Genomic DNA, 12,693 nt, shown 5'->3' on the forward strand with positions numbered 1-12,693 from the left:
GGCAATACTACATTTTTTTTATAAAAATAGCTATACTGCCGTTATGTTCGCCGTTATACCCCATCCGACGGAAGCGCTTATCCTGTCGCGCACGCAAAAAGCGACGCTTTCGCGCCTTAATGCCGAAGCGGGAAACTCCCGCTGGATTCCGATATTTCCGCTGTGGGCGTTTTTTAATAATTTCGATTACCGAACGCAGCAGCTGAAAACGATACGGGACGCGATCGCATCGTTTACGATCAGTGTGCCGGAAATTTCAAACGGAGAATTCTTTTTCCCTGCAGTATTGCGTTTCCGAAACGGGGAGACTGTCCGCGGAAAAATACTCGCCGGAAAAAAAACGGATGATGATGCCGATTCGCCCTGTGCCTGCGAAAATGAAAAAAAAATATTCGCCCGCTTTCCGTACTCCTGCAGCGTATTCAGGATCGCGGATGCGGAGATCGGCGAACGCAAAACCGCAAACGATGAAAATGCGGCCGATAAAATCGCCGATAAATGCACAGAAGACACATCCGCAAATTCCGGCGATACGGACGATGCGGAACTTCGTACGTGGCGCGTACACACATCGCTTTGGGTAAAAACGGAAAGAATACAGCGATGATTTCATTCAAGGGTGCCGATTATTGTTATATTAGTATTATTCGTTATTTTCCAATTATTGTTCAATGTATAGCGGAGGATATATGGCCATAGTGCAGGTAAAGGATTTACGCAAAACCTACCCGCTCGGAAAGGTGCAGGTTGAAGCGGTAAAGGGTGTGGATTTTTCGATTGAACGGAGCGAATTCGTTTCGATTTCGGGTCCCTCGGGTTCGGGAAAATCCACTATTTTAAATATGATAGGTTTGATCGACACGCCCACAAGCGGTTCTCTTATCATCAACGACGAAAATATCTACGGCGAAGCTGATTTTACCTCGCTTTCGAAAAACCAAAATAAAAAGGTAAAGATTCCCGGCAGGCTCGATAAAAAAATGACCTCGCTTCGCCACGAGTATTTGGGCTTTATTTTTCAATCGTTCAACCTGATTCCGGTATTGAATGTGTATGAAAACATCGAGTTTCCGCTTTTGTTCGGTATGCCCAAAGGAACCAAAAAACAGATGAGCGAGTGGATAGACTATCTTATCGAAAAGGTCGGCCTTACCGAATGGAAGCATCACAAGTCGAACGAACTTTCAGGCGGTCAGCGCCAGCGTGTTGCAATTGCGCGCGCCCTCGTTACCAAGCCGCACATTGTGCTTGCGGACGAGCCCACGGCGAACCTCGATTCGAAAACGGGAAATCAGATTCTCGAATTGATGAAAGAAGTCAATAAAGAAATAAAAACCACCTTTATTTTTTCAACCCACGACGCAAAGATTGTCGATATGACAAACCACCGCATTAAGATTTTGGACGGTCTTGTCATCGAAGATATAAAGATGAACGCATAAGAGGCACAAACGAAATACGATGAATACGATAGTTTTAAAAATGGCGGTAAAAAATCTTTTTGCAAATAAGGCAAAGCTGATTATTACCCTGTCGCTCATAGGTTTGGGAACTTTTTTTGTTATATCGGGCTTGGGTATTTTAAATTTTGCGATGAAGCAAACCCGCGATGTTTGCATAAGCGATTTTACCGGCGATATTTTAATTACGGGAAAAAGCGATCAAAAGGGTGTCACTGTGGAGCTTTTGGGCGCGTATCAAAACGCCGCTATAAGCATGGATTTACCGAAAATGCCCTATGTACTGCCCTTTGAAAAAATTACGGACAAACTGCGCACAATGCCGGAAATAAAGGATTTTACCTCTTCCACGGTTGCCCTGAGCGTTCTCAAACCGGCCGATTTACCCGATTCGTGGAAACCTTCGGCCGCCGATATGCGGGAAAGCCCCTATATGTATACACTGGGCATAGCACCGCAACAATACCGCAGGGTTTTTCAAACCGCTCACATATATGAGGGCGCTTATCCTTCTTCCGATGATGAAAAATTCGTTTTGATTCCTTCGGAAGTAAAAGAAAAATATGAAAAATACTACGGACGCGAATTAAAAGTCGGCGATGAAATTATTATGACGGCCCTTATGGGAAAAAAGGCAAAGCAGCAGCGGCTTTTTGTAACGGGCTTTTTTACTTACGCGCATCCTGATACGGCCATATCCGATATTGCGTACACCGACACGGACACCGGCCGCATTCTTGCCGGCATGACCCTCGGTGCGCGCACCGCTTCGAACATTCCCGATTCAATCGATTTAAGTCTTTCGGAAAAATCGGAAGACGAATTGTTCGGAAGCGACGATGCCTTTTCGATTTTTGAAGCGGACGCTTCCGCCGAAAACAAAACCGACTTCGACAACCTTTTGGGAAGTACGGAACTGCGCGACAGGCTGAATCTTGCGGACAACGAAGCATGGCATCACATAGCAATAAAGCTTAAAGATTCGACAAAAACCGCAAGCCTTATAAAATATTTAAATATCTGGTTTACCGAAGAACATATCAGTGCGCAAGCTTTGGATTGGAAGGGCGGCATGCATTCATATGTTCGGGCAATAGGAGCGACCCGCGTGTTGTTTATCACCATGCTGGTAATCCTTTCGGTTACGGTTTTAATCGTGATTATGAATACGCTGGTTGTCGCGGTTATGCAGCGCAATGCGGAAATCGGTACGATGCGGGCACTCGGGGCTAAAAAAAGTTTTGTGCGTAAAATCTTTTTTACCGAATCCTTTTTTATGTCCATTGCGGGCGTATGTATCGGCGTGATTCTTGCGCTTATAGCCGCCCTCATTGTCAATTCGTTGAACATAGAATTGAACAGAACGCTTTCGGCTATGTTCGGCGGCAAAAGAATGCGCATACATATTTCCATGTTGTCGATTGTCGGAACAATGTTTTCGATGTTTGCGGCGGGAGTCGTTGCAAACTGGTATCCGGTGCGGCTGGCCCTGAAAATCAGTCCGCTTGAAGCGATAAACCGTTAAGGAATAACAGATGAATATATTGAAAATTGCATTCAAAAACTTAAACCGGCAAAAAAGGCGAAGTATTTTACTCCTGCTTGCCGTTGCCTTTGCATTTTTAGTCGTTGTTTTTATGGACGGAATGACCGCCGGCGCTTTAAAAAGCATGACCGGAGAAATCGCAAAGATTGTGGGCGGCCACGTATACATAATCGGTGCACAAAAAGGACCCGACAAAGATGAGGATGATGAATCGCTTAAAACTTTAAACCGCGAAGAAATAGACCTGATTGACGGCATTGTCAAACAAACGGGCATAGAAGCCGAGTACGTTATCAAGCGGATGCGCAATGACGGCAAACTTATTTTCGAAGGGAAAGAAGCAAGTTCGCAAATCGACGGCTGCGACTTTGAAAGCGAAAAACTGCTGCACGACAGTATTTTATTTAAAGAAGGAAGCTGGGAAGGTATGAAAAAGGAAAACGCCCTTTTAATTTCCGAAACAACCGCCAAAGCTTTAAACGCCGGACTTCACGATGTAGTTTTATATGAAACAAAAACGGCATCGGGGCAGTTGACGGTTGCCGAATTGCAAATTGAAGGTATTGCCGTAGACCGCTCGGCTTTCGGCGGCATTACGAATTATATCAATTTTGAATATGCACGTACTATAAGTCAGCTTCCTGAAGGGGTAGTCGAAGTGTATGCGCTTTTTCTTAAAAACCCGGATATGCAGGAAGTTCTTGCCGACAAAATTGAAAAAGAACTTGCAAAAACTGCCGAGGTTATCGACAGAGCGCTTGCAAAAAAAACCAGCCCGTCAAATCCCGGCAACTATATGTTTTCACAACTGGACGAGGGAAAATGGGAAGGTACAAAATACGGCGTTATCACCTTTTTCGACTTTGCACCGCAAATGGCAACCCTTATGTGCACATTGCAGTTTGTAAGCTTCGGTGTTTTAGCCGCCCTTTTGCTTATTACGATGATAGGTATTTCAAACACCTTTAAAATAATCGTACACGAACGCAAGGGCGAAATCGGTACTATGCGCTCCTGCGGCGTCGGACGCGGCAGTATACGGGCTCTCTTTATCGCCGAAGCTTCGTTTTTATCGATTATCGGAGCCGCCGCGGGTTTTGTACTTGCTCTTATTATTATGCAGATTTTTACCCTTATACCGATTGCAAAAGATTCTTCGTTTGCAGTTTTTACAAAAAACGGACATTTTACATGGATTCTATCCTTTGTGCCGGTTGTTATAAAATTCCTCACCGTGTGGGTTTTAACATTGCTGACGGTAGCGGGCTCCGCCTCCCGGGCGGCAAACATGGTTCCGGCCGAAGCATTGCGGGCGGGAAAATAAAAATTATAATCAGGAGGTACGATAAAAAGTGTCGTCTGAAATATCGCCGACACTTTTTATTTCGAGTTTGCGTGGATGTTTGCAGAAGACGTGTATACGTGCCGTTTCGATAAAAATCGAATGAATACGATATACTTTATTTTGCAAACTCGACTATTGAACGTGTGCGCTCTTGCGCACGGCTAAAAACTTTTTCGGAAATTGATATTTCCTGCAAAAGTTTTTATGGGAGACGATATGTTCAAAAAAACAATAATTGTATTTTGCGCACTTTTGTGCGCGCCTTTCGTTTTTGCACAAGTGCCCGATACCGAAACGATGTACGCTATTATGGATAAGGCTTTTGTTAACAACAACTTTTTGGAAGACTTTACCTGTACCCTTTCGTTGATTATCGAAAAGCCGAACGAACCGAAAGAAGCCGCCCAATTCAAATTATTCCGGCGCGACGTAAAAGATCAAACCTGCCTTGTGCAAATTGCGCCCGAAGCGGACAAGGGTGTCGGCTACCTTCAGGAAAAAAACAACCTGTGGGCATACGACCCCATATCGCGCAGTTTTACGCACTCGTCCCTTAAACGTAATTTGGGCAACAGCGATGCGAAAATATCGGATGTAAACAAAAAAGAAAAATTTAAAGATTCGTGGGAAATCCTTAACATAGAAGAAAGCAAACTCGGCAAATTCGACGTATACGCGGTAACCGCCAAAGCCCTCGATAAAGACGCTTCTTATGCGCAGGAAAAGTTTTTTGTGCGAAAAGACGAAGGCTTGATTTTAAAAGTCGAAAGCTACGGAGCAAGCGGCCGCCACATGAGGACTACCCTCGTTCCCAAATATGCAAAGGTAAACGGGGTACCCCTTCCCGTCCATCAAATTCACATAAACGAATTGGTAAAGGGAGAAAAGACGACGCAAATTTTTGCAGACTTCGACAATTCGAAAATCCCCGACGTCGTCTTTACAAAGGCCTATTTGGAGAAAATAAACTGATATGAAAAAATCAATACGTTTGCCGCCGGCTCTTTTTTTACCGGCAGTCCTCTTGTTATTGCCCGTCCTTATACCGCACGGCGCGCCTTTTTTACAGGGCGGTTTGTATGCACAAGATACACAGAAAGCAAGCGAAAGCGCTTCTTTGGAAGATGAATTGTTCGGAGGCGATGAAGACCTTTTTGTTTCCCCCGATAAAGCGCACACCGCGTCGAGCTCAACGGATTCCGATTCGCCAACAGACGACCGTCCGCTTAAATTTCAAGCCGATTTACAAAAGGCTATGCTTTCTCTTGAAGGAGAAAAACTCCGTATCGGCGGTTCGCTCGATTCGTCTTTAAAGTTAAGCTGTAACTGGACGGAACCCTATGAGCCGAAGCCCGATTCAACACTGAAGACAACCTTAAATGCAAATCTTTTTTTTGATGCGCGCCCTGTCGAAAATTTAAAAATCTACGGTAAATTCCGCTTCGGTTTTCCGTTTGAAAAAAACCTTGCAGGACAGGCAGTCATTGCTGTTCCGCCCTCACTCATCCCCGGCGGCGCACAGCTTCCCGCTTTTGTAAATGTTCCCGGTGCGGTAAATATTTCCATCCGCGAATTATATACCGACTTTTCGCTTAAAGATATTGCCTTTTTCCGCTTCGGAAAGCACGCGGTAAAATGGGGTACGGGGTATTTTTACAGTCCTGCGGATATTATCAATATTTCGCGGATTGACCCGCAGGATCCGGAAGCCGATAAAGAAGGCCCTCTTTCTCTTCGCACGCACATTGTGATTCCCGGAACTCAGCACAACTTGTGGTTCTATCTCTTACCGCCTACGGACAGCGGCTTTAAAATCGAAAACACGGCTGTGGCGGCAAAGGCGGAATTCGTGTTCGGAAACTGGGAATGGGGAATCGGCGGACGCTACAGGTACGAGCAGGCGCCGAAACTGATTACAACCCTGTCGGGAAGCATTGCGAGAAAGGTTGCCGTATTCGCCGAAGGCATCTTTGCATGGGGAAGCGATTACACGTATTACAAAAACGGCGACTACAACAGCGGATACGAGGAAAAAAACAAAGCCTTTTTTCAGGCAACGGCCGGAGCTTCGTACAGCAATGCCAAAACGTACACAAGCGTGGCAGCCCAGTATTTTTATAACGGCTTCGGCTATCGGGACACAAAAGAAGTGCAGTCAATTATAAAAACCGGTTTTGCAGAAGCACAAAAAGGGAATTTTTTACATAGCTCCGTTCGAGCGGCGGAAAATATCACTTCCATGGGATATATCGGGCAGCATTACATCGCTTGTACGCTTTCTCAAAACAAAATCGGAACGGAAAAACTGCGGGCTCGGCTGTTTCAGCAGTTTGCAATTTCCGAGCTTCAGGGCATGAGCGTTTTGACTTTTTCGTGGAAACCGAACCGCCTTATCGGCTTCGATATAGGCCCTGCTTTTACCTACCCCCTGAGCCGCGAATCCCAGGTAAAAAGCACCGCCGGCTTCAACCTAACCGTAAAGATGGGCGGCGGAAAGTTTTAATAACTTGTCTTTTGTTTTAAACCGTGACCGGTTATTAAGCACACTGTTTTATCATCTTTTGATATACAACCGCTTTCCGAATCTTTTTTATAAGCGGCATATGAAACGGCAGACGAAGCCTCGCAAAATATACCCTCCTGCTTTGCAAGCAATGAGCGACTGTTTTTTATATCTTCTTCCGAAACGGAAATTGCAGCACCTCGGGATGCATATATTGCCTGCAAAGTGTGAGTGTCGTCGTCGTTATAAGACAATAATGGATCCGCTATGGCAGTCGCTATCGTATATACCCCATAATCCCTGTCTGGCAGGAAAATCCGTTTGTGCGGATGCATGGGCAAAGGGAGCGGAACCCATTCCCGCTTCGTTTGAAGCGGTTCCTCTGGACAAGCCGTATCTTAATGCCAAAAATTCGGGACTTTTATAAACTCTTTTACCGCCTTAAATGAAAGTGATAAAAAAGAATTTTTTTCCGGGAATATAGACGATTTGCTTGAAGAAATGATGATAGATGCTGTCTTTAATATAGGCAAAACCAAGGAAGATTTGACAAAAGAAGATAAAATTAAAATCGTACAATATTTAAATAATAAGGGATTCTTTCTGATAAAAAAAGCCGCCAACAAACTAGCGGCATTTTTAGGACTTACCCGCTATACCATATACAACTATCTCAAATAATAGTTCATTTTTATTCTCTTGTGCCGATAAACAGCGCAGGTAAACGCGCCGACGATATCTCCGCGAATACCGACGAAGAAACGTATTACGAAAAATCGTGCGGCGGCGAAAGGCGAACTCCATTCACACTGATTAATTCGCATTCGAATTAATCAGTGTTTCCTTAGATTTGCCTGTAACCCACTTTCAGACGTTGTTCTCTTACTGCTGGCTTACAATCTTGACTTCTCTCTTCGAATCATAGCTTCCGGCATCCTTAGCCTCCAGTACTTGATTTCCGAGAATGACGCTCTTGGGAACCTCTCCGCCCTCAAGGTAGGTATGCGCAGCTTCCAGAATGGATACGCCAAGTCCATAGGGCGGTTCGGAAATGGACGCCTCGATTTTACCTTCCTTCATTGCATCAATGGTGTCGTCGATGCAGTCACAACCGATTATTGTGATCTCACCCAGACGCCCTGCAGCCTCAATTGCCTCCACAGCTCCAAGCGCCATTTCATCATTTGCCGCATACAGACCGTCGATCTGCGGGTTTGCAGAAAGGATATTCTCCATCACGCTCATGGCTGTTGCTCTATCAAAGTTTGCAACCTCGGACTGCACTACCTTGATCTCCGGATACTTTTTGATCCGCTCCGAAAATCCCTGATGTCTGTCCTGCGCAACATTGCTGCCCATGATGCCCTGAAGCTCCACCAGCTTCCCTTTTCCTCCAAGAGCTTTTGCAAGATAGTCTGCCGCCATGGCTCCCGACTTGATCGCGTCATAGCCGATATGCGCCACAACTTCTCCGCCATTTGACTTTCTGTCCATGGTAAAGACCGGAATTCCTGCCTCATTGCAGGCCTCAATGGAAGGAATGATGGCATCGGAATCACAGGTATCTACAATGATTGCCGCCGGTTTCATAGCGATCAGGTTCTCGACGTCCTTTGCCTGAATGGCCGGATTGTCCTGTGCATCCGTTGCCACAATTTCAATGCCATACTTCGAAGCCGCATCCTTTACACCCTGCTGTACCGATACGAAGAAGGGATTGGTCTGTGTGTTCATGGAAAGCCCAATCATCATCCCGTCTGCAGTACCGCTTTTTTTTGCCTGAGTTGCCGCTTTTCCTCCGGCACGGCAGCCGATCAGGGAGACTGCCATAATCATTGCTAACGCTGCTGTCATAAGCCTTTTTTTCATTTCGATCCTCCTTTGAATCCTTCGATTTCTTTTATTTGTTCCCCTGCACGCAGGGTTATATCTATGATTTCCATGCCGCTTGTGGTATGCATTACACCTCTGCTCTTGCGGAAAGCTCATTGACCTTCTTATCCGCAAGTACAGCCAACAAAATTACTATGCCCTTTACAATATTGGTAGCATGCGGATCTATTTTCATCAGCGTTAAAAGATTGTCAATAATGCCCATGATAATTGCACCAACCACTGTCGGCAGAATAAAGCCGCTGCCGCCGCTCAAACTGGTTCCTCCTAAAATCACTGCTGCTATCGCATCCATTTCAATACCCTCTCCTCCGGTAGACTGCGCAGAGGCAAGCCGCGAGGTAAGCACGATACCCGCAACAGAGCACATCAGTCCATTGATTGTATATACCATCCACTCTGTTACTCTGATACGGATTCCGGCAAGCCTCGCCGCCTCTCTGCTACCGCCCAGTGCATAAACCGCTCTTCCAAACGGAGTCTGTGTAAGCACATAGTGTCCAAGCAGAAAGAAAATAATCACCAGCACAATCGGCAGCGGGACTCCAAGGAAACTCCCCTTTCCGATAAACTTATACACTGCATTTTTAACGGCAATCGGAGAGCCCCGCGTATAGACCAGTACGCAGCCCCGAAGCAGGGTCATCATGCCAAGCGTCGCAATAAATGCAGGGATGCCGCAGTATGAAACAAAGAAGCCGTTGACCATACCACAGAGGACACCCACCATCACTGCTACAAAAACCGCCAGCAGTATATTGTCTGTTGTCCGAAGAACACCTGCGGACAGAGCACCCGTAAGCCCTACAATCGAACCAACGGACAGATCTATTCCTCCTGTCAGAATCACAAAAGTCATCCCGCAGGCAACCAGCCCGCCCACCGCTACCTGACGAATTACATTAAACAGGTTGCTGACGCTCAAAAAATTCTTTGACAGAATGGTTGCAACAACACAGATGAACAGTAAAATCAATACCGAGCGATAGATATTGACCTGTGATATCAGCACTCGCTTATTTAATTTATTCATTCTTCGACTCCTCCCGATTCATAGGCCAATATCTTCTCCTGAATCAGTTCTCCCTTACCAAGTTCCAGAACCTGAACTCCCCCTCTCATGATGACGACTCTGTCGCTCATGCCAATTACCTCAGGAATGTCCGTCGAAATTAGGATGATGCTCTTCCCTTCCTTTGTCATCTGATCCATGATACTGTAAATCTCCGCCTTAGCGCCGACATCTACACCTCGCGTCGGCTCGTCCAGAATTAAAATTTCCGTATCCGCTTCCAGTACCTTGGCAAATACGGCCTTCTGCTGATTTCCTCCGCTCAGTCGTCCCGCAAGCTGCTGCGGACTGCTGACTTTGATGTTTAACCTTCCGATCTCTGCCTGTACCGCCCGCTGCTCCTCCCTTTTCTGTAGTTGCACACCCTTTGTAAACTTCTTCAGAGAGGAAAGCGTGATGTTTTCGAGGATGCTTCGTCCGAGTACAAGCCCTTCATTTTTTCTGTCATCCGAGACAAATCCAATTCCGCCGGCGATTGCCTTATCAGGGCTGGAATTGTCAATTTCTTTTCCATGGACAAAAACCTTTCCCGCTTTCATCGGTATCGCACCGTAAATCATTTTGGACAGTTCTATGGTACCGGAGCCCACCAATCCGGAGATTCCGAGGATTTCTCCTCTATGCAGAGCGATACTGACATCGTACACGCCTCTTCCGATAATATTTTTTGCCTCAAAGACAATTTCCCTCGGCGTATACTCTCTTTTGGGATACAGACAGTCCACACTCCGGCCTACCATCAGAGAAACCACCTCGGCATAATCTGTAGCTTCGATTTCCTTGGTGTCAATATAGCAGCCATCCCTGAATACCGTCAGTCTGTCTGCAATCCGAAAGATTTCATCCATACGATGCGAAATATAGATAATCGAGATGCCTCGTTTTTTCAGATCGCCTATAATTTCAAACAGTACCTTGATTTCTTCATCTGTCAGCGCAGCCGTCGGCTCATCCATAATGATAATCTTTGCTCCGATTGTGAGGCATTTCGCAATCTCCGTCATTTGCGCTTCTGCAACACTAAGGTTCTTCACCTTTGTTTTGGCGTCGATCCGAAGCCTGAGACGTTTCAGCGTTTCCTCAGCATCCCGGTACAGCCTCTCCCAGTCAAGCATTCCCATTTTTTTCAATGGCAGACGTCCCAAATACATGTTCTCTGCCGTCGTCAGCTCCGGAACCATATTGAATTCCTGATAAATCATTGCAATCCCATGCTTTTCCGCATCTCTTGTGGAATGGAACACAACCTCTTGTCCGTCAACATAGATATGTCCTGAAGTATAGGGCTGTGCACCTGCAATGATCTTCATCAGCGTTGATTTTCCGGCGCCGTTTTCACCGCAGATCGCATGCACCTCACCTCTGTTGATCTCAAGATGTGCATCTTTCAGAGCCGTTACACCCGGGAAGGTTTTCACTACCGATTCTACCCTCAATACACATTCATCCATTCGTACTTCTCCTGTCAGTAGGCACAGCCGCAGGTAAGGATTACATTTGTATAGCCCGTAAATTCTCCGGTCAGAATGATCGCCTTCGCTCGCTCGCTTTCCTTTTTTAATTCTGAATGCGGAACATAACTTACCTTCAATCCTTCAGGAAGAAGCATAAGCGCTTTTTCATGAAACTCCGGCGACACACTTTTAGCCTCATTTGCAAATAATGCCTCCTCTATCACAAGATGCTTTAAAAGCTCCTCCAACACTTCTAAGTATCCGGGACTTCCCGCCTTCCAACCCAGGTCGATCCGCTCTACGCCCTTCGGAACAGGAAGTCCTGCATCTCCGATTACCAACATATCTCTATGTCTCAGCTCTCCCATAACACGGAGCAACTGCGGATGAAAAATCCCATCTCTGATCATAAAATCTCCTCCCTGTGTTTTTCTAAAAATGCATCAATCTCCTCTCGCGTCGGCATGGAGGGTGTAGTACCTATTTTCTGCACGGACAGAGCCGCCACTGCGCTTGCAAAGATAGCCGCCTCCCAAAGGTCCTTCCCCTCAGCGAGCGCAGTGACAAGCCCTCCGTTGAAGGCGTCTCCCGCCCCGGTGGTATCTATGGCATTGACCCGAAACGCCGGAACTATCCCGCGCTTTTCCCGAGCCGCAACGTACACACCTCTTCCGCCCAATGTTATCATAACATCCTTAACGCCTTTGGCAAAAAACCAATCTGCTGCTTTTCCCGCATTTTCTTCATCCGTGATCGGTACTCCGGTCAAGATCTCAGCTTCCACCTCATTCGGCGTAATCAGATCCACTCCGGAGAGCAGCACATCGCTGATCGGTTGAATCGGCGCCGTATTCAGGATAACCTTCACCCCGCGCTCCTTCGCCATTTTCACCAATTTCTCCACTGCGGAAACATTGGTCTCAAGTTGTGTCAAAAGGTATTCCGACTCAGAAAGCAATCCGGAAAGGCTTTCCACCTCTGCCTCTGTAATACTGTTGCATGCCCCCAGCACCACTACGATTTTATTCTGGCTGCTTTTCTCATCAACCATAATGAGCGCAGCACCGGTCTCCGCTTCCTCTGTCTGGAAAATATGCGCAGTATCCATGCTCAGCGCATGCATGGTGTCAAGCGCCACATTGGCAAAGGTATCTTTTCCGAGTTTCGTCACCATGGCAACATCCGCGCCCGCCTTATGTGCCGCAACTCCCTGATTAAAGCCCTTGCCGCCGGGACCCATTTTGAAGATGCTTCCCTTCACCGTCTCCCCCGGAACCGGCAAATGCGGCGCTCTACTCATTAAATCCACTACAAAGCTTCCAAAAACCATGACCTTTTTTCCCATACCGTCCTCCTGATTACCAGCCGTGCGGTCAGTTTCACACTCACCGCGGTGCCTCGCGCTATCTGCTATAATATT

Annotated in this window: 14 protein-coding genes; 7 read left to right on the top strand and 7 right to left on the bottom strand. The window is 46.5% G+C overall.

Features of this window, described 5'->3' with window-relative positions; translation table 11 throughout:
- Positions 1-43: 43 nt before the first annotated feature.
- From HRI97_RS11555 to HRI97_RS11580, 6 genes are all read left to right on the top strand, one after another.
- The gene (locus tag HRI97_RS11555) at positions 44-607 is read left to right on the top strand and encodes a hypothetical protein (RefSeq protein WP_253725598.1); all 564 of its coding nucleotides are present in this window, start codon (positions 44-46) and stop codon (positions 605-607) included.
- A gap of 82 nt (positions 608-689) precedes the next feature.
- Positions 690-1,442 (top strand): ABC transporter ATP-binding protein, encoded by a 753-nt coding sequence (locus HRI97_RS11560; RefSeq protein WP_253725599.1) that lies wholly within the window; start codon positions 690-692, stop codon positions 1,440-1,442.
- Positions 1,443-1,461: 19 nt separating this feature from the next.
- Positions 1,462-2,985, top strand: a complete 1,524-nt coding sequence (locus HRI97_RS11565) for an ABC transporter permease (RefSeq protein ID WP_253725600.1) — start codon at positions 1,462-1,464, stop codon at positions 2,983-2,985.
- A 10-nt stretch (positions 2,986-2,995) separates the two neighbouring features.
- The gene (locus HRI97_RS11570) at positions 2,996-4,330 is read left to right on the top strand and encodes an ABC transporter permease (protein ID WP_253725602.1); all 1,335 of its coding nucleotides are present in this window, start codon (positions 2,996-2,998) and stop codon (positions 4,328-4,330) included.
- A 237-nt stretch (positions 4,331-4,567) separates the two neighbouring features.
- Positions 4,568-5,323, top strand: a complete 756-nt coding sequence (locus HRI97_RS11575) for an outer membrane lipoprotein-sorting protein (RefSeq protein WP_253725603.1) — start codon at positions 4,568-4,570, stop codon at positions 5,321-5,323.
- A gap of 1 nt (position 5,324) precedes the next feature.
- Positions 5,325-6,854, top strand: coding sequence for a hypothetical protein (locus tag HRI97_RS11580; protein WP_253725604.1), 1,530 nt, complete (start codon positions 5,325-5,327; stop codon positions 6,852-6,854).
- Here the strand turns inward: HRI97_RS11580 and HRI97_RS12670 are convergent.
- Complete coding sequence (locus tag HRI97_RS12670) at positions 6,851-7,108, bottom strand: pyridoxal-phosphate dependent enzyme (RefSeq protein WP_436411266.1); 258 nt, start codon at positions 7,106-7,108, stop codon at positions 6,851-6,853. The genes HRI97_RS11580 and HRI97_RS12670 overlap by 4 nt on opposite strands.
- Positions 7,098-7,262, bottom strand: coding sequence for an alanine:cation symporter family protein (locus tag HRI97_RS11585; protein WP_301338889.1), 165 nt, complete (start codon positions 7,260-7,262; stop codon positions 7,098-7,100). Before HRI97_RS11585 ends, HRI97_RS12670 begins: the two co-directional genes overlap by 11 nt.
- An 81-nt stretch (positions 7,263-7,343) precedes the next feature.
- Here HRI97_RS11585 and HRI97_RS11590 point away from each other — a divergent pair, with 81 nt between their 5' ends.
- Positions 7,344-7,535, top strand: coding sequence for a helix-turn-helix domain-containing protein (locus HRI97_RS11590; RefSeq protein WP_253725606.1), 192 nt, complete (start codon positions 7,344-7,346; stop codon positions 7,533-7,535).
- A 201-nt stretch (positions 7,536-7,736) separates the two neighbouring features.
- Here HRI97_RS11590 and HRI97_RS11595 read toward each other — a convergent pair whose 3' ends face one another.
- The 5 genes from HRI97_RS11595 to rbsK form a co-directional block, all read right to left on the bottom strand.
- A complete protein-coding gene (locus tag HRI97_RS11595) occupies positions 7,737-8,723 on the bottom strand; it encodes a substrate-binding domain-containing protein (RefSeq protein ID WP_253725607.1) in 987 nt (328 codons plus the stop codon).
- Between the two features lie 91 nt (positions 8,724-8,814).
- Complete coding sequence (locus tag HRI97_RS11600; RefSeq protein WP_253725609.1) at positions 8,815-9,780, bottom strand: ABC transporter permease; 966 nt, start codon at positions 9,778-9,780, stop codon at positions 8,815-8,817.
- A complete protein-coding gene (locus HRI97_RS11605; RefSeq protein ID WP_253725611.1) occupies positions 9,777-11,270 on the bottom strand; it encodes a sugar ABC transporter ATP-binding protein in 1,494 nt (497 codons plus the stop codon). Before HRI97_RS11605 ends, HRI97_RS11600 begins: the two co-directional genes overlap by 4 nt.
- 14 nt (positions 11,271-11,284) lie before the next feature.
- Complete coding sequence (gene rbsD, locus HRI97_RS11610) at positions 11,285-11,683, bottom strand: D-ribose pyranase (protein ID WP_253725613.1); 399 nt, start codon at positions 11,681-11,683, stop codon at positions 11,285-11,287.
- Positions 11,680-12,618 (bottom strand): ribokinase, encoded by a 939-nt coding sequence (gene rbsK / locus HRI97_RS11615; RefSeq protein ID WP_253725614.1) that lies wholly within the window; start codon positions 12,616-12,618, stop codon positions 11,680-11,682. Before rbsK ends, rbsD begins: the two co-directional genes overlap by 4 nt.
- Positions 12,619-12,693 lie beyond the last annotated feature (75 nt).

This window comes from Treponema socranskii subsp. buccale (assembly GCF_024181585.1).
GTDB classification, from domain to species: domain Bacteria; phylum Spirochaetota; class Spirochaetia; order Treponematales; family Treponemataceae; genus Treponema_D; species Treponema_D buccale.

Excerpts from the sequence above, each read along its gene's own strand:
- HRI97_RS11605 (WP_253725611.1), bottom strand. The coding sequence starts at position 11,270 with ATGGATGAATGTGTATTGAGGGTAGAATCGGTAGTGAAAACCTTCCCG.
- rbsK (WP_253725614.1), bottom strand. The coding sequence starts at position 12,618 with ATGGGAAAAAAGGTCATGGTTTTTGGAAGCTTTGTAGTGGATTTAATG.
- HRI97_RS11565 (WP_253725600.1), top strand. The coding sequence starts at position 1,462 with ATGAATACGATAGTTTTAAAAATGGCGGTAAAAAATCTTTTTGCAAAT.
- HRI97_RS11575 (WP_253725603.1), top strand. The coding sequence starts at position 4,568 with ATGTTCAAAAAAACAATAATTGTATTTTGCGCACTTTTGTGCGCGCCT.
- HRI97_RS11600 (WP_253725609.1), bottom strand. The coding sequence starts at position 9,780 with ATGAATAAATTAAATAAGCGAGTGCTGATATCACAGGTCAATATCTAT.
- HRI97_RS11595 (WP_253725607.1), bottom strand. The coding sequence starts at position 8,723 with ATGAAAAAAAGGCTTATGACAGCAGCGTTAGCAATGATTATGGCAGTC.
- HRI97_RS11570 (WP_253725602.1), top strand. The coding sequence starts at position 2,996 with ATGAATATATTGAAAATTGCATTCAAAAACTTAAACCGGCAAAAAAGG.
- HRI97_RS11580 (WP_253725604.1), top strand. The coding sequence starts at position 5,325 with ATGAAAAAATCAATACGTTTGCCGCCGGCTCTTTTTTTACCGGCAGTC.
- HRI97_RS11555 (WP_253725598.1), top strand. The coding sequence starts at position 44 with ATGTTCGCCGTTATACCCCATCCGACGGAAGCGCTTATCCTGTCGCGC.
- rbsD (WP_253725613.1), bottom strand. The coding sequence starts at position 11,683 with ATGATCAGAGATGGGATTTTTCATCCGCAGTTGCTCCGTGTTATGGGA.
- HRI97_RS11560 (WP_253725599.1), top strand. The coding sequence starts at position 690 with ATGGCCATAGTGCAGGTAAAGGATTTACGCAAAACCTACCCGCTCGGA.